Source organism: Ruegeria sp. A3M17 (assembly GCF_003318255.1).
Taxonomy (GTDB): domain Bacteria; phylum Pseudomonadota; class Alphaproteobacteria; order Rhodobacterales; family Rhodobacteraceae; genus Ruegeria.
The window spans coordinates 37108-53956 of record NZ_QOCF01000029.1; the positions used below are offsets into that span (position 1 = coordinate 37108).

At 58.2% G+C, this 16849-nt stretch carries 15 protein-coding genes; 5 read left to right on the forward strand and 10 right to left on the reverse strand.

The window, feature by feature from the left end:
• Positions 1-47: 47 nt before the first annotated feature.
• From DS906_RS16780 to DS906_RS16815, 8 genes are all read right to left on the reverse strand, one after another.
• A complete protein-coding gene (locus tag DS906_RS16780; RefSeq protein WP_113791276.1) occupies positions 48-914 on the reverse strand; it encodes a MoxR family ATPase in 867 nt (288 codons plus the stop codon).
• 105 nt (positions 915-1019) lie between these two features.
• Complete coding sequence (locus DS906_RS16785; RefSeq protein WP_113791277.1) at positions 1020-3437, reverse strand: aerobic carbon-monoxide dehydrogenase large subunit; 2418 nt, start codon at positions 3435-3437, stop codon at positions 1020-1022.
• On the reverse strand, positions 3434-3928 hold the full coding sequence (locus tag DS906_RS16790; protein WP_109313028.1) for a (2Fe-2S)-binding protein: 495 nt from the start codon (positions 3926-3928) through the stop codon (positions 3434-3436). Before DS906_RS16790 ends, DS906_RS16785 begins: the two co-directional genes overlap by 4 nt.
• 14 nt (positions 3929-3942) lie before the next feature.
• Positions 3943-4776, reverse strand: coding sequence for a xanthine dehydrogenase family protein subunit M (locus DS906_RS16795; protein ID WP_113791278.1), 834 nt, complete (start codon positions 4774-4776; stop codon positions 3943-3945).
• Positions 4777-4915: 139 nt separating this feature from the next.
• Positions 4916-6013: an MHYT domain-containing protein gene (locus DS906_RS16800; RefSeq protein WP_113791279.1), complete on the reverse strand. Its 1098-nt coding sequence runs from the start codon at positions 6011-6013 to the stop codon at positions 4916-4918.
• Positions 6014-6155: 142 nt separating this feature from the next.
• A complete protein-coding gene (locus DS906_RS16805; RefSeq protein WP_113791280.1) occupies positions 6156-7160 on the reverse strand; it encodes an ABC transporter substrate-binding protein in 1005 nt (334 codons plus the stop codon).
• On the reverse strand, positions 7139-8506 hold the full coding sequence (locus tag DS906_RS16810) for a sensor histidine kinase (RefSeq protein WP_113791281.1): 1368 nt from the start codon (positions 8504-8506) through the stop codon (positions 7139-7141). Before DS906_RS16810 ends, DS906_RS16805 begins: the two co-directional genes overlap by 22 nt.
• A complete protein-coding gene (locus DS906_RS16815) occupies positions 8496-9164 on the reverse strand; it encodes a response regulator transcription factor (protein ID WP_113791282.1) in 669 nt (222 codons plus the stop codon). Before DS906_RS16815 ends, DS906_RS16810 begins: the two co-directional genes overlap by 11 nt.
• Before the next feature lie 108 nt (positions 9165-9272).
• On the opposite strand from DS906_RS16815, the gene DS906_RS16820 reads away from it, so the two are divergent.
• The 5 genes from DS906_RS16820 (at position 9273) to DS906_RS16840 (ending at position 14268) form a co-directional block, all read left to right on the forward strand.
• The gene (locus DS906_RS16820) at positions 9273-10250 is read left to right on the forward strand and encodes a tripartite tricarboxylate transporter substrate binding protein (RefSeq protein WP_113791283.1); all 978 of its coding nucleotides are present in this window, start codon (positions 9273-9275) and stop codon (positions 10248-10250) included.
• 69 nt (positions 10251-10319) lie between these two features.
• Complete coding sequence (locus tag DS906_RS16825; protein WP_113791284.1) at positions 10320-10802, forward strand: tripartite tricarboxylate transporter TctB family protein; 483 nt, start codon at positions 10320-10322, stop codon at positions 10800-10802.
• 1 nt (position 10803) lies between these two features.
• Positions 10804-12315 (forward strand): tripartite tricarboxylate transporter permease, encoded by a 1512-nt coding sequence (locus DS906_RS16830; RefSeq protein ID WP_113791285.1) that lies wholly within the window; start codon positions 10804-10806, stop codon positions 12313-12315.
• The gene (locus tag DS906_RS16835) at positions 12305-13492 is read left to right on the forward strand and encodes a CaiB/BaiF CoA-transferase family protein (RefSeq protein WP_113791286.1); all 1188 of its coding nucleotides are present in this window, start codon (positions 12305-12307) and stop codon (positions 13490-13492) included. Before DS906_RS16830 ends, DS906_RS16835 begins: the two co-directional genes overlap by 11 nt.
• The gene (locus DS906_RS16840) at positions 13489-14268 is read left to right on the forward strand and encodes a citryl-CoA lyase (protein ID WP_113791287.1); all 780 of its coding nucleotides are present in this window, start codon (positions 13489-13491) and stop codon (positions 14266-14268) included. Before DS906_RS16835 ends, DS906_RS16840 begins: the two co-directional genes overlap by 4 nt.
• A gap of 4 nt (positions 14269-14272) precedes the next feature.
• Here DS906_RS16840 and DS906_RS16845 read toward each other — a convergent pair whose 3' ends face one another.
• The gene (locus DS906_RS16845; protein ID WP_113791288.1) at positions 14273-15787 is read right to left on the reverse strand and encodes a heme biosynthesis protein HemY; all 1515 of its coding nucleotides are present in this window, start codon (positions 15785-15787) and stop codon (positions 14273-14275) included.
• 10 nt (positions 15788-15797) lie between these two features.
• Positions 15798-16849, reverse strand: a 1052-nt coding sequence (locus DS906_RS16850) for a hypothetical protein (protein ID WP_199528590.1), incomplete at its 5' end; no start/stop codon positions are given.

Genomic DNA, 16849 nt, shown 5'->3' on the forward strand with positions numbered 1-16849 from the left:
GCGATCCGCCAGCCCAGAGGCGCGAGAAGGGAACCGGGTGACCTGCATCACGCCACCTTTCCGATCAGGCGATCCATCACTTCAGGCGGGGCCGCGTCATAATCGGCTGCGGTTTTCAGAAGACAGACAAGAGTCGCCTGAACCTCTTCGCGGGACTGCGCCATGTCGTTGACACCCAATCCTGAAAGGGCTGCCGCCCAGTCCAGCATCTCGGCGATGCCGGGAGTCTTCTCCAAGTCTTCTTTGCGCAAAGCCTGCACGACGCCAACAATCTGGCGCGCCAGCTGCCCTTCAACTTGGGGCATGCGGGCTTTCAGGATCGCCAATTCGGTTTCACGCGACGGGTAGTCGAGGAAACTGTACAGACACCGGCGACGCAATGCATCGGACAAGTCCCGCGTGCCATTCGCCGTCAGAATAACGGTCGGCTTCGTACGCGCCGGGATCGTACCCAGTTCGGGAATTGTGATTTGAAAGTCCGAGAGGATCTCCAACAGATACGCCTCGAACTCTTCGTCGGCCCGGTCAATTTCATCAATTAGCAGAACCGGAGGGGCATCTTGTGAAATTGCCTCTAACAAGGGACGTTTCAGCAGATATTCATCTGAGAAAAGCTGTGCTTCGCTCGTTCCGCCCTGCGCCTCGCTCGCTCGGATCGCCAGAAGCTGACGCTGATAGTTCCATTCATAAATGGCATGACTGGCGTCCAGCCCTTCATAACATTGCAGCCGGATCAGCCGGGCGTCCTGCCACGCGGCCAGGGCCTTGGCCACTTCGGTCTTTCCAACGCCAGCAGGACCTTCCAGCAACAATGGCCGCCCAAGGTGCTGTGCCAAATGCAGCGCCATCGACAACCGGTCATCGGAAACATAACCCTGCGCAGCCAATCCGTTCTGAACATCACTCAAAGTCAAAACCAGGATCCAATCTTCATCTGGCTACAAATATCCCGGGGGAGGTTCGGAGGGGGTAGAACCCCCTCCGTTCGGTCGGACCGGCAATAGCCGGTTCGAAACCGTTTACCCGTGCATCCCCAACCCGTTGGCGATCTTCCAGATCCGCCAATGGTCATGTGGCATATGGCTTTGCACCAACCCAAAGGGCCGGAACGCATCATGCACCGCGTTCGAGAACGCAGGTACACCGCCAACATTCGGGCTTTCACCAACACCTTTTGCACCGATCGGGTGGTGCGGAGATGGCGTGACCGTGTGGTCGGTGGTGTAGTTCGGAGTCTCCCAAGCCGTTGGCAGGAAGAAATCCATCAGTGTAGCGGTCTTCATATTGCCCATTTCATCATAGGCAATCTCCTGACCCATCGCGATGGCCAGCGCTTCGGTCACCCCACCATGGACCTGCCCTTCGATGATCATCGGGTTGATCCGCGTGCCGCAATCGTCCAGCGCATAGAACTGCCGGACATCCCATTCACCGGTATCCACATCGATCTCCATGACACAGATATAGGCCCCGAACGGGTAAGTCATATTCGGCGGGTCATAGTAGCTGACGGCCTCCAGACCGGGCTCCAGCCCCGGAATAGCCTGGTTGTAGGCGGCAAAAGCGATCTCTTTCATGGTTTTGAACCGCTCAGGCGCACCTTTGACCGAAAAGCGATCGACATCCCATTCGACATCGTTGTCATGGACCTCGAGCAGATAGGCCGCGATCATTTGCGCCTTGGCGCGGATTTTTCGCGCGGCCATTGCTGTCGCAGCCCCGGCAACCGGCGTCGAACGAGACCCATAGGTGCCAAGCCCATAGGGCGCGGTATCAGTGTCTCCCTCCTCCAACGTGATATCATCGGCGGGCAGGCCAATTTCACTGGCGATGATTTGGGCAAAGGTCGTTGCGTGGCCCTGACCCTGACTGATCGTCCCCAGCCGCGCGATGGCAGAGCCAGTCGGGTGGATGCGAATCTCGCACGAGTCGAACATACCAAGCCCAAGGATATCGCAGTTCTTGACCGGTCCGGCGCCGACGATTTCGGTGAAATGCGTCAGACCTATCCCCAACAATTTGCGGGTCTTACCAGCCTTGAAATCCTCGATCCGTTGCGCCTGTTCGGCCCGCAGGCCTTCATAGTCGACGGCCTTCAGCGCCTTGTCCCACGCGGTGTGATAATCGCCCGAGTCATATTCCCAGCCCAGCGCGGACTGATACGGGAACTGATCTTTGCGGATAAAGTTGATCCGGCGCAGCTCGGCCGCGTCCATGTTCAGCTTGATGGCCAGAACCTCGATCATCCGTTCGATGAAATAGGCAGCCTCGGTCACCCGGAAAGAACACCGATAGGCCACGCCACCCGGTGCCTTGTTGGTATAGACCCCGTCCACAGCCAGATAAGCAGTGGGGATGTCATAAGACCCGGTGCAGATGTTCATGAACCCTGCCGGGAACTTGGTCGGATCGGCACAGGCATCAAAGCCACCATGATCCGCTGTCGTATGGCACCACAGACCAGTGATCTTGCCATCTTTGGTGGCCGCGATCTTTCCTTGCATCCAGTAGTCCCGTGCAAAGGCGGTGGACATCAGGTTTTCCATCCGGTTTTCTACCCATTTCACAGGCTGGCCGGTGACGATCGAGGCCACAACCGAGCAGACATAGCCCGCATAGGCGCCGACTTTATTGCCAAAGCCACCGCCGATATCGGGGCTGATCACCCGGATATTGTGCTCGGCCAAACCCGAGATCAGCGATACAACTGTCCTGATCGCGTGCGGGGCCTGAAACGTGCCATAGAGCGTCAGCTTACCGGTCACCTTATCCATTGACGCGACACAGCCGCAGGTCTCCAACGGGCAAGGATGCGTGCGGTGGTAATAAACCATCTCTTCGGCCACGACATCAGCCTCGCCCAGAACCGCTTCGGTCGCGTCCTTGTCGCCCTGTTCCCAGGTGAAGATGTGGTTGTGATGCTTTCGCGGCCCATGTGCGCCTTCGGTCTGACCTGCGAGGTCTTCGCGCAGGACGACATCCGATTTCAGCGCCTCGAACGGGTCGGTCAGAACGGGCAGCTCTTCATAGTCAACTTCGACCAGCTCGGCTGCATCCGCCGCGACGTAACGGTTTTCGGCGACGACATAGGCAACTTCCTGGCCCTGGAACAGAACCTTGCCATCGGCCAGCACCATTTGCTTGTCGCCCGCCAGCGTCGGCATCCAATGCAATCCCAATGGCGCAAGGTCTTCGGCGGTCAGAACAGCAACAACGCCAGGTATCGCCATCGCAGCCTCTTTGTTCACGCTGACGACGCGGGCATGGGCATAGGGAGAGCGGACAAAGGCGCCAAACAGCATCCCGTCCATCTTGATGTCATCGACATAATTGCCCTTGCCCTGGGTAAAGCGCACATCCTCGACGCGTTTGCGCGAACTGCCCATCCCTTTAAGATTGGCGACGCGTTCTTCGGGGGTCAGAGTCTGGTCGTTCATTCCGCAGCCTCCTTCTGAGCGTTCAGCATGTCGGCAGATGCCGCGATCGCCTTGACGATGTTCTGATACCCGGTGCAGCGGCACAGGTTGCCGGACATGCCAAAGCGGATGTCTTCCTCGGTCGGGTTTGGATTTTCCTGCAGCAGACGATGCGCGCGGGTGATCATGCCCGGCGTGCAAAAGCCGCATTGCAGCCCGTGATGTTCGCGGAACATCTCTTGCAGAACCCCAAGGCTGCCATCGTCATTGGTCAGCCCTTCGACAGTAGTGATATCGGCCCCATTCACCTGCGCCACAAAAGTCGTGCAGGATTTCACGGACTTGCCGTCGATATCCACGGTGCAGGCGCCGCAATGGCTGGTCTCGCATCCGATATGAGGACCGGTGATTTTCAAATCTTCCCGCAGGAAATGGATCAGCAACGTGCGCGGCTCGGCCAGGCCTTCGACCTGCTTGCCGTTCACGGTGAGTTTTACGTGCATTTTTGACATCGTTGTTCCTCCCCTCAACCCGCGCGGCTTTGCGCGCGTTCGATGGCGCGGCGCAGCATCACAGCGGCCACGTGTTTCTTGAATTCGACGGGGCCGCGATTGTCGGCCACCGGGTCGATGGCTTCGAGCATCGCGGCGACACAACCGCTGACATCCCCATCCGCCAGCGCATTGCTTGCGCTATCAGACCAAACTGGTGTGTCCGCCAGATTGGTCATCGCGACCGAGGCATGACCATTGCCCACCATCACCGCGGCTGCCGCTGTCGCATAATCGCCGATCTTGCGTTTCTGCTTTTCATAGGCTTGACCCACACCCGCGCCCGGCACCGGGATCGAAATACGGGTCAGGATTTCCTCATCGTCCCGCGCAGTGAAGTAAGCGGCCTCATAAAACTCCCGCGCGGCGACACTGCGGCGACCATCGGGGCCAGACAGTTCGAACGTAGCGTTCAGGCATTGCATCAACCCCGGCATGTCATTGCCCGGATCGCCATTGGCGACGTTTCCACCGACGGTTCCCACATATCGCACTTGAGGATCCGCAATCTGCAGCGCGGCCTCGCGGATCAACGGTATCGCGGAAGCCAAACCGTCATGGGTGATCAGCTCCTGCTGGGTCACCATCGCACCCAGTGTCACGGTGTCTGACCCGACCTCGATGCCCTTGAGCTCTTCGATCGCTTGCAGATCAACCAGATGGCCCATTTCGGCCATGCGCAGCTTCATCATCGGGATCAGGCTGTGCCCGCCCGCGATTACGCGTGCCTCATCTCCGTGTTCCTGCAAAATGCCAATGGCCGAGGCGATATCGCCTGGCCGGTGATACTCAAATCCGGCTGGTATCATGTTTTTCCTCCCTGGGTCCAAGCGGTATGCCTTGGGGGACCTGCGGTAAGGAAAGAACGCTGAAGCCATCCGTTCCAGCCGGTGGAAACGGAGAGCGCGGCTTATTTCACGAAATGCGAATGCGCTGCACGAGCTGCGATCAAAGGCCCAGCGCCTCGCGAATGTCCGTCAGGCGGGATCGGCTGACCGGCACCTTGGCTAGCGCATCGACACCATCGAAATAGCAGGTGCCGTTGTCCTTGTGCCTCTCGAACTGCGAGACCTGTTTGGGGTTCACCAGATAACTGCGATGAGCTCGCAAAAACCCGTCAGGCGCCAAGCGCGTTTCAGCTTCGGTAATGGACCACGGGCAAAACAGTTTCTCGGCGTTCATATAGAGAACGGTGTAGTGCCCTTCGGCCCGGATGGCTGCGATATTGGAAGGCTGGGCGAAAAAGGTTTGTCCCTCCCGCTCAAATGGAACCCCGGCCCGCAATGGGGGCTCTGGCTCCCGGGCAGGTTCCGGCGCGCTGGGCGATACGTCTGCTGCCGTGGGTTCGATGAAGGTGATGCCCGTTAGCAGGAATGCACCACAGATCAGGAACACGGAAACCGTGACCCCCATCGCCAGCACCTGATTGTTTAGCGCAGGTCCGGCGCGACCGGCGGTATCGCTTGCGACAAATTCAGTCAGGCCGGTGGCAACGAAATGCATGGTGAAGACCGCCAACCCGAAACACACCGTTCCCAGCAAAATATTGCGTTGCGTTCGGTTATCATAGGCAACCCAGATTGCCAGCACCGACAAAACGACCGAAGCCAGGGTCGAAGTCACCACGTCCCATAGATTGTAAACTGGGCGGCACAGTTCCATCCCGGCCATGCCGACGTAGTGCATAACAACAATCCCCAGACCCACGATCACGCCCGCAACAACAATTGTGCCCATTGTGCGGGGACGGAAATGCAGGATCAGCAGCGCCAGACCAACCATCAGGATCGCGACCAGGGCTGAGATCAGGGTGATCAAAGCATCATAGTAAAACAGGATCGGCAATTGCAGGCCCAGCATGGCCACGAAATGCATCGACCAGATGCCACCGCCCAGAATGATCGCAGCCAACGCCACGACCAGTTTGCGCTTCTGATCGTCCAGTTTTGAGGCCCCATGCGTCAGATAAAGCCCGGTGAATCCGGCCATCATCGCAACAGCGAGAGACGCCGCCACAAGCCAAGCGTTATGAGAATAGTCCAACATTTGGATTTACACGCCCTCCCCGACGCGTGGGTGACGTTACCAAACGGAATTGATTGCGACAATTGATGTTGAAAAGGAATTCCAACAGCATCGTTGCCGGTTTCAGTTTTTACCGACCCACCGGGCTTAGGTGGCGATCCTATTACTGAATAACGGCATCTTCCCATGCGGAAAGGAACTTTGTTCGTTTCAACCCGTCAAGAAAGGTCAGTAACGCAGGATCAAGGCCGATTGTCTCGCGCCCGTCTGAACCATCACTCGGCTGCAAAAGAGGAAGCGGGCTGGCCTCTTCGGCCACTGCTGGCCGCTCAGTTACGAGGTAACGCAGCAGCAACTCGGCTGCTTTGGGTTCTGGCGTGGCTTTCGAAACCATCGCTGTACGCATCATAATTGTTTGAAAATCAGACGGTAACACGACCTCAAGGGCGTCTTTGCCCTCGGCTCGGACAGCGGCGTAACTGCCCAGAACATTGTAAGCAACCAGGATCGAGCCATCCGCTAGGTCATTGATCATTTCGCCCGAGCAGCAATAGAGCCGCACATCCAAGCCGCCCATAACCTCCATCAAGCGCCAATAGGTCTCAGACGCGCGCGCATCCTGGGTTGCAAACAGATATCCCAGACCAGATTGGCGCACGTCATAGGTGCCAACTTTGCCCCGAAACTCCTCGGGTCGTTTGCGCAATGCCTCGATCAGGCTTTGCCGGGTCTGGGGGATGGGCTGCCCTTCAAACGCGGTTCGGTTGATCACGATTGTCGCGGGTTCCGAGGTGAATGCAAAAAGGCTGTGGTGCCATTGCGCCCAGTCCGGGACGGGGACATCGTCGATAGACAGGGCAAAGCCGTCATTTGCCAGTTTCAACTGCAGGTCCATCGCACTGGAGATGATCACGTCGAAGGCCTCGGGCGTTGCGCGGACACGACGGTTGATGTCAGCGGTTCCGGAAACGAGGTATTCGACACTAATCCGGGGGTTCTCCGCCACAAACCCCTCGATCACCGGGGCGAATAAGACAGTATCGGTACTGGAAATCACACGAAGGCGCGGACCTTCGGCGCTTTCATTAAAGATCAGGCGGTCTTCCCAGTCGTCAGCCCACCCAAGGCAGGGAACAACCAACAAAACTAGAGCGATAAGATAACGCATGCACCCCCCTTTGATCGGTTCTTTAGGATCAACGCGCCCCCATGCGCCGTTGCCACATCCTGTGCGATCGTCAATCCCAGACCGGACCCGATGGTCCCAACCGCGTTCTGTCCGCGTTCGAACCGGCGTGTCAGTGTGTCGATTTCATCAGGCGGAAAGCCGGGGCCCGAGTCGCGCACCTGAATCTGGGGTTCGGGATGTGCAATGATCGTGATCTCAACAGCGCTTTCAGATGGTGCATATTTCATCGCGTTATCGACCATATTTCGCACAGCATTCTGGATCAGGATCGAGTCGCCCGAGTAAGGAACCGACGGCTCACCCGACAATGAAAGCGTCAGCTCTTTCATTTCGGCAATCGGGATCAGGCGCTGCACCAGATCGCGGATCAGGACGACCAGATCAATTTCCTCGCGCTCCAGATGATCCGCTCGGAAGGTGATCATCGCGTGATCCAGCAACTGCCCTGCCGCGCGTGAGCTTTCGTCGATGGCCCGCACCATGGCCTTCAAGGCCTCGCGATTGTCTTCGCGTTCCACGCGGTGAAGGGTTGCCTCGGCATAAGACCTGACGGTGGCAAGCGGTGTTCGCACCCGGTGCGCGGCTTCGGCGATAAAGTCCTCGGATTGGCTAAGCGATTGGTCTAGACGGCCCATGAGCGAGTTCAGCGACGTCACCAGCGGCGCCATCTCTTTTGGTACGGGTTTCTTGAACGGGCTTAGATCCTGCGGACCTCTGCGTGTGACCGAGGTCGTCAGTTTGTTCAACTGGCCGATCGTTGATGATGTCACCCAGAACGATAGCGCGGCGGTCAGCAAAAAGAACCCGATCCCCAAATACGCCGCGTTGCGTGAAATCTGATCCAGCGTATCCGACAACGCGTCCTGCGTTTGCCCCAACGCAACCTCAATCTCGGTCTGGCGGCCCAAACCAACCAGCGTTCGGCTGGCGCTGACCTGACGGACACGCTCGCCGCGCACCTGACCGGTTTGAAAAGCCCATCTGCCTTCAATCGGGCCATCTGCGAGGCTCAGATCATCGTAGCCGGACAGGAATTCTCCATCCTGATAAATGGCATAGAACACCCGGTCATCCGACGGCGTGCTGAGCATGGAAAACGCGGCATAGGGGATGTCCACCTCAAGCTGGCCGTGCCTGAGCGCAGCGGCATCAAGGATCGACGAGACCGAAGCCCCTAAAATATCGTCCTGTCCCTGTTGGGCAACCTTTGCGGCATAGCTGCGCACTGTCAGGAACAATAGGATCGCCAAAACTGCCGCTCCGCCGATCAGCGTCAACACCAGCCGATTTCTTAGTGATCCCGAGACGGTTGCGCTAGTCGTCATGATCCAGCCTATACCCCAGTCCGCGCAAAGTAGTGATTTTCATGCGGGACTTTTCAAGATGCTTGCGCAAGCGCCCGACATATACCTCAATCGCGTTGTCCGACACGTTGTCATCATAAGAAAACAACCTGTCCGCCAGCTTCTGCTTGGAAAATACCTGTCCAGGCGCGTTTATGAACAGCTCGATCATTCTCAGCTCGCGATTGCGGAGGGAGAGCGTGACGCCATCGACGGTCAAATGACCAGCAACCGGATCAAAGATAATTCCGCCAACTTCAATCGTCGATTTCGCGCTTCCGGACTTCCGACGCAAAACGGCGCGGCAGCGGGCTTCTAGCTCGGCATGATCGAAGGGTTTGGTCACATAGTCATCCGCTCCCAGATCAAGCGAGCCGATTCGATCCGAAACCTGACTGCGCGCGGTCAGGACGATCACCGGCGTGTCCAAACGGCTGGCGCGATGCTGCCTTAGGAACTCGCGGCCATCCCCATCAGGCAACATGATATCCAGCAGGATAAGGTCGTATTCTTCGGTCGCAACAAAGGCGCGCGCATCCTCTAAATTCGCTGCATGATCAACAACATGACCATCCAGCTGCATGCGGGAACTGATCGCATTCGCGAGGTCGAGATTGTCTTCGACAAGCAGAAATTTCATGGGCGGGAATCAGTTTCTTTTTGCATGACAGGTTGATGTCAGGTTGGCGTGTTTAGGTGCAGGATAATCTGTGCCGCTGAGCGGCCAGTTGTCAAATGGGAGGACATAATGACAACATTTAACCTGGGCCGCCGGGCCCTGATCGCAGCTGTTGCGGCAATTGGTCTGGTTGGACCCGCAGCATCCGAAGAAGTCGTCGACAGCATTCACTTTCTGATCCCCGGCGGCGCCGGCGGTGGTTGGGACGGAACCGCCCGCGGAACCGGCGAGGCCCTGACAAATGCAGGTCTGGTAGGCACGGCATCTTATGAAAACATGTCAGGCGGCGGCGGCGGTAAAGCTATCGGCTTCCTGATCGAGAACGCCGACAGCAACCACGGCACGCTGATGGTCAACTCGACCCCCATCGTGATCCGCTCGCTGACCGGTGTATTCCCGCATAACTTCCGTGACCTGACACTGGTCTCGGGCACGATCGGTGATTACGCGGCGATTGTTGTGGGCAAAGACAGCCCGATCAACTCGATGGCGGACCTGCTGGCCGCCTATGACGCTGATCCGGGCGCAACCGCGATCGGTGGCGGCTCAGTTCCGGGCGGCATGGACCATCTAGTCGCCGCAATGGTCATGGAAGCTGCAGGCAAGGACGCGCTGGGCGTTAAATACATCCCTTATGATGCGGGCGGTAAAGCTATGGCTGCCTTGCTGTCGGGTGAGATCGCCGCACTGTCGACCGGTTTCTCCGAAGCCGTCGATCTGGCGAACGCGGGTGAGGTTAAAATCATCGGTGTGACCGCAGAGGAACGCGTTGATGCCGCACCTGATGCACAGACAATGAAAGAACAGGGCATCGACACCACTTTCGTGAACTGGCGTGGATTCTTTGCTGCCCCCGGCCTGCCCGAGGACAAGCTGGCTGCCTATCAGCAAGCCATCGCCAAGATGTACGACACGCCCGAATGGGAAGAGGTTCGTGCCCGTAACGGTTGGGTCAACATCCACAACTCAGGCACCGATTTCGAGGTGTTTCTGGAAGGCCAGGAGCAGCAGATCAGCGACCTGATGAAGAAGCTGGGCTTTCTCTAAAGCAATCTACGGCAGAGCGTTTGATCGCTCTGCCGTCCCTAAAGAATAAGATACACGGGAGGGGACGTTATGGCGCTGGATCGCTGGATCGCGCTTATTTTACTGGGTGTTTGCCTGACATATGGGTACGCCGCCTGGTTCACGATGGACGGAAGTCTTCCTCCTTTCATGCAGAGAAATCCGATCTGGCCCAGCACGTTTCCAAAGGTGCTGTCTATTCTGGGTGTGGTCGCGTGTTCGATCATCCTGCTTGGCTTTGAAAAGAACGAAGTTAAAGAGGCCGATATCGATTACCGCAGACTTGGGGAATATCACCTGGGTCAGGCAATTTCTCTTCTGGTGCTCATGGTTGTCTATGCCCTGTGCCTGCGCCCGGTCGGTTTTCTGATTGCGACATCCAGTTTCCTGATCCTCGGGTCTTTCATTCTGGGTGAACGCAAGTGGCACATCATGCTGCCTGTCGCGTTCGTTGCAACCGGATCCGTCTGGTATCTGGTTCAGGAAGTTCTTGGAATTTATATGCGCCCCCTGCCGGGCGTGTTCGGAGGCTGACATGCTTGAAGGACTTCTGATCGGCCTGCAAACGGCATTCTCAATTCAAAACCTGCTGATGGTCGTAGCCGGATGCCTGATCGGCACGTTTATCGGCATGCTTCCGGGTCTAGGTCCGATGTCGATCATCGCGATCATGATCCCGGTTGCGATCTCGATGGGCGATCCATCCGCCGCACTGATCCTTTTGGCAGGGGTTTACTATGGTGCGATTTTCGGCGGCTCGACCTCGTCCATTCTGCTGAATGCGCCGGGGGTCGCGGGGACCGTGGCCTCAAGCTTCGACGGTTATCCAATGGCCCGGCAGGGCAAGGCGGGCAAGGCCCTGACCATCGCGGCAATCGCCAGTTTCGCAGGCGGCACGATAGGGGCCATTTTGCTGATGGTCTTTGCACCGGCACTGTCTTCAGTCGCTCTGCTGTTCCATTCAGCCGAATATTTCGCATTGATGGTGGTGGGTCTTTCAGCCATCGCGGCCTTTGCCGGTTCGGGGCAAGTGGCAAAGGCCATCATCATGACGACCATGGGATTGATCATGGCCACCGTCGGAGAGGGGGCGCTGTTCAATCTTCCGCGTTTCACAATGGGTATCATGGATCTGCAATCCGGATTTGGCTTCATCACTCTGGCCATGGCGATGTTTGCCTTGCCCGAGGCGTTGTTCCTGGTGCTTAAACCCAAGGACCTGAAAGGGGATGACGGCAAGATCAAGGATCTGCGCATTACCAAGGCCGAGGCAAAGGCCATCACCCCGGTCATCGGCCGTCAATCGGTGCAGGGCTTCTTTATCGGCGTCCTGCCCGGCGCAGGCGCGACAATTGCAAGTTTCCTCGGCTATGCGGTGGAACGGAACATTGCCCCCAAGGATGAGCAGGAGGAATTCGGCAAAGGCTCGATCAAAGGTCTGGCCGCGCCTGAATCGGCGAATAATGCGGCTTGCACCGGATCTTTCGTGCCGCTGCTGACACTGGGCATTCCAGGTTCCGGAACGACCGCGATCCTGCTGGGTGCCTTGATTGCCCTGAACGTCACCCCGGGCCCGCGTCTTATGCTGGATGAGCCTCAGATCTTTTGGGCGGTGATCATGTCGATGTTCATCGGTAACCTCGTCCTGCTGATCCTGAACCTGCCACTGATCCCCTACATTGCCAAAGTGCTGGCCGTTCCGCGCAACTATCTGATCCCGTTCATTTTGTTCTTCACACTAATGGGTGCCTATATCGGGCAGAACAATGCCACCGAATTGCTGATCCTGGTGGGTTTCGGCGTATGCGCAACGGCCTTGAAGTTCGCAGACTATCCGCTGGCCCCCTTGCTTATCGGATTCATCCTGGGCGGCATGATGGAGGATAACTTTTCGCGTTCGATGCAGCTGTATGACGGCATCGCGTTTATCTGGGAACGTCCGATGACCCTGGGCCTGCTTGCCATTGCCGCCCTGCTGGTTCTGCTGCCCAGCTACCGCGCGCGTCGTGCACGGGCACGGGCCGCTGGTGTGGCTGATGGCGACTGAACCGCTTGGGGGTGTTCGGGTCCTTGATCTGACAAACGTGCTGGCTGGCCCGTATTGTTGTTACCAACTGGCCCTGATTGGAGCCGAGGTGATCAAGGTCGAACGCCCCTTCAGCGGTGATCTGGCCCGTGTGTTGGGGGCCGATCCCGACCGGAACAAGGCCGGTATGGGGGTCAGCTTTCTGGCGCAGAACGCGCAGAAGAAATCAGTCACGCTGGATATGAAATCCAGTCGGGGCAAATCTCTGCTAAAGCAGCTTGTGAAAACGACTGATGTTCTGGTTGAAAACTTCCGGCCCGGCGTGATGGATCGATTGGGTCTGGGGTATGACGTTCTACGTACCGAAAACCCCGCCTTGATCTATTGCGCAATAAGCGGGTTCGGGCAGGACGGTCCGCGCCGCGACGACCCCGCCTATGACCAGATCGTTCAGGGCATCTGCGGGGTCATGTCGATCACCGGCGCGGCGGACACAGCACCCTACCGCGTCGGCTATCCGCTGGCTGATACGGTCGGGGGGCTGACAGCTGCCTTTGCAATCAGTGCTGCGTTGAACGCGAAGCCGCGCGGTGCGTTTCTGGATATTGCCATGTCCGAGGCCGTGATCTCGACCATGGGATGGGTTGTGTCCAACTTCCTTGTCGGCGGTGTGATGCCCGGCGCGCATGGCAACGAAAACACAACCTCGGCTCCGTCCGGTACCTTCGCCACATCCGACAGCCCGATCAATATCGCCGCCAATCGCGATGAACAATGGCAGGTGCTTGCCCGACACCTTGGCCGAGAGGACCTGTTGGATGACCCCGATTACGCAACGCGCGAAGATCGCAAACGAAACCGCCACGCTTTGCGGGGTGAACTGGAGAAATCCCTGAAATCGCGCCCTGCCGGCGATTGGGTCAGCGAATTGAATGGCTTGGGCGTACCCACGGGGCAGGTTCTGACGGTGCCTGAGGCTTTGGCCGATGAGCAGTTGGCCAGCCGAGGGTTGATCGGCACACTACCGGTGCACGGTGAGGACATGCAACTGGCCGGCAGCCCCGTGGTGATGGACGGGCAGCGAAACATGCCGAGAGTCTCACCGCCGGAATTGGGTGTGGATAACGATACAATCTGGTCCGAACTTGGCTTGTCACCGGATGAGATCAAGGAACTGGCCAAGGATGGAGTGATATGAGCGATGTTTCCGACTGGTGGAGCACATCCATCATTGACATGGAACCCGGACGCATCGCCCTGCGCGGTGAACCCATCGAGGACCTGATCGGCAACCTCAGTTTCGTTGAAATGATCTGGTTTCTGGTGCGCGGCAACCGCCCGTTACCCGCGCAGGCCGATCTGTTCGAAGCGGCCCTGGTCGCCGCCGTGGATCACGGACCACAGGCACCTTCTATTGCGACGGCCCGGATGGCTGTGACCTGTGGTTTGCCTTTGAACAACGCAATGGCCAGTGCGGTGAACATGCTGGGCGACATCCACGGCGGCGCCGGTGAGCAGGCGGTTGAGCTGTATAACTTTGTCGGGTCGCACTCGGGCGGGATCGGTGCAGCGATTGACGACTGGATCGACGACCACGGAAAGATACTGCCGGGTTTTGGCCACCGGTTTCACACACCGACTGATCCGCGCGCACTGCGGTTGATGGCTCTGGTCTCTGAGGCAGTAGAACGTGGCGCATGTGACGGACGTTTCCGGAAGATCGCGTTGGATATCAAGGCAGAGCTCGCACGTCGCAAAGGCAAACCCGTCCCGATGAACATCGACGGGGCCACAGCTGTCATCTACGCAGAGCTCGGGTTCGAACCACCGCTTGCGCGTGGTTTGTTTTGCCTGTCCCGGTCAGTCGGCATACTGGCACATGCGTGGGAGCAGATGCAGCAAGGTGGCCGCAACAAAGGCCCCACACCACCGAAGTACCGTTGGACCTATGTCAGGAACTCGCCTGAGGAATAGCGCGTCAGGCCTGTTTCTCGACCACGGATTCGACGTCGGGGCGTACTGGTTCCACATCCAATTCGATGATCTCGGGATCAACCGGTTCCTCGACGTCTTCTACTTCAACCTCGACCTCAGCTTCCGGCTCGCTGCTGTCTTCCAACGCACCAACGATCAGAGGCAGCATATGAACACCCGTCGCGCTTGCAATTTCCGGCGTTTGCGGTGTTTGCCAACTTAGCGTGTCAAAGCTGCTGCAGTTCTGACAGACTGGAGCCCACTCCGGCTGGATGTCATGACAATTGTCGCAGACCCATTGTGGCCCGCGCGGTGCAGTCAGCGCCTTGGCTAACCAACCCTGCACCACTGCGTCCGAGGACCCCTCGCCCCGTTCAATGGCGGCCATCAACGTGTAACCGCGCGCATCCGCCTGCTTTTCGGCCACATCGCCCAGCGCGCGACGCGCCTCGGGGAAGTCTTCGGCCACGATGTTCAGTTCCGCCAAAATCAGACGGGTTTCCATATTTTCGGGGTGAATGCGGGTCAGCGCGGTAAAGCGCTTGATCCGCTGCTCTGGCGTTTCACCTGGCGCAATCTCGGCAAAGACATGGGCCAGGTCGGGGTGCGGCTGAACCTCCCATGCTTTTTTTAGAATCTTGGTCGCATTGCGCGGTTTGCCCTTTTCGATGTAAGCGCGCGCTGCCATTGCAGCCGCCGGCACTAGATCAGGAGACAAGCGGTTCGCCTCAATCGCGCGCTCTTGCTGTTCGACTGTGGCGTTCTCGTCCAGAATCCCCTTGGCCTCGGACAGGGCCAACACAGCGTCGCGACGTTTGAACACGTCGCGCGGCAGGTGACCGGATTTCAGCTTGGCAGTCAATGTCGACCGCGCGCCCGCCCAATCATGCGCTTTGGTCTGCAGGCCCAGCAGAATGTCCTGTGTTTCCAGATGGCGCGGCTTCATGGCCAACGCTTTTTCAGCCAGTTTGCGGGCGGTTTCGTCATCCCCTTCAGCCAGTTTCTGTTTCATGATACCGCGCACACCGACAAAGCGGGTTGCATTGTCCGTCACCAGCTTTTTGTAGGTGTCAGCCGCCTTTTGGGTGTCACCGTTCATCTCGGCAGCCTGGGCCACCAGCAGGTTGGTCAGCTCGGGTTTGTTCAAAAGCCGCTCTGCCTTGGTGGCTTTGTTCAAAGCCACGCGCCCTTCGCCCGAGGCCAGCGCCATCAGACCATCGGACAACGCTTGATACCCGCGCTGCTCGCGACTGCGATCGAAATAGCGCGACAGGGCGGTTTCGTCTCCGTTGAGGAACTTCAGCGTGGCAATCAACAGGGTCAGCAGCTTGAACAAAAGCCAAACTGCAAAAACCAGAACGCCCAGCGCAATGACCGATTGCAACGGCCCCAGAGTGTATTCCGTCCCACCGACCGTGATCTGTACACCGCCGCTGGTTTCCATGAGGGAACCCGCACCCACGGCCAGAAGACCGATAATCGCAACAAAAACTAGAATCTTAAACAGTGACCACAGCATGGCAGGTCCTTCAGTTCGAGTTCACGCTAGGCTGAAGCGCATTGGCGGCATCCACCGCGGAAACCCGCGCCTGTGCTGCCTGCTCCCAATTAGCCATAGCTGCCTGCGCCGCTTCGGGCAGGGATTTAAGTTCGGTCAGCGCCGTTGCGACATCGCCGCCGGACAGAGCCGACTCGGCACGAGACAGGATCGCATCCGGACCATCGCCATCTTGTGGGGTGACCGAACGCGCCCCGGTCTGTCGTTGCAGGAACGCCACCAGACCGGTGGCTTTGTCCGCATCCCGTGCTTCGGCCAACGCGGCGCGCGCACCGGTTGAGAACGATGCCCGCAAGGTCGATACGCTTGCAACACCCTTATCGGCGGGGCTTGACAGCGCCTCAGGCACATCAACGCCGCCTGCCTTCAGTTCGGCGACAAGGTCTGCGTAAGGCTGACCAGCATCCAGTTGACCGTGTAGGCGTGAAAGGATCGCCGCGTTTGTCGCCGCTAGAGCCTCGGCCGAGGCTTTCGCCTCTAGCGCTTGTGCGTCCGACACCATCTTTTCCACTTCGGCCCGCTGCGCCGCCAATGAGTCCTGCAATTTTTTCAGTTCGGCCTCAAAGGCTGCCGAAGCCTCGGGGGACGCGCCTTGGGTCAGCGCGTCGCTTTCAATTTTATTTAGACGGTTGGCCAGCGGGTCGATCTTGTTCGCCAGTTCATCGACACTGGATTTGAGCGTATCCAAATCGGAGGTGATCGGTGTCACCTGATCGGTCAGCGCCTCAATCTTGCTGTCGACGCCAGAAGTGTCTGACAGGGACTTGGTCAGTGCCTCAATCTGTGTGCTCTGATCGTTGAGCTTCGCCTCAAGCGTCGTAAGCGCATCTGTATCGCCAGATCCGAACAAGCCCGCGCTGCCGGCTGCAAATCCGATTCCCGCCGCGATCACACCGCCGAGCAAAGCGGGGACGAATCCACTGCGTTTTTCTTCCTGCTGCGGCTCTTCTCGATGCGCTTCTTCCGGCGGAGCGGAGTTCTCTTCCTGGGTCAGTTCCACAGCCGCTTCGGCTTCGGCTTCGG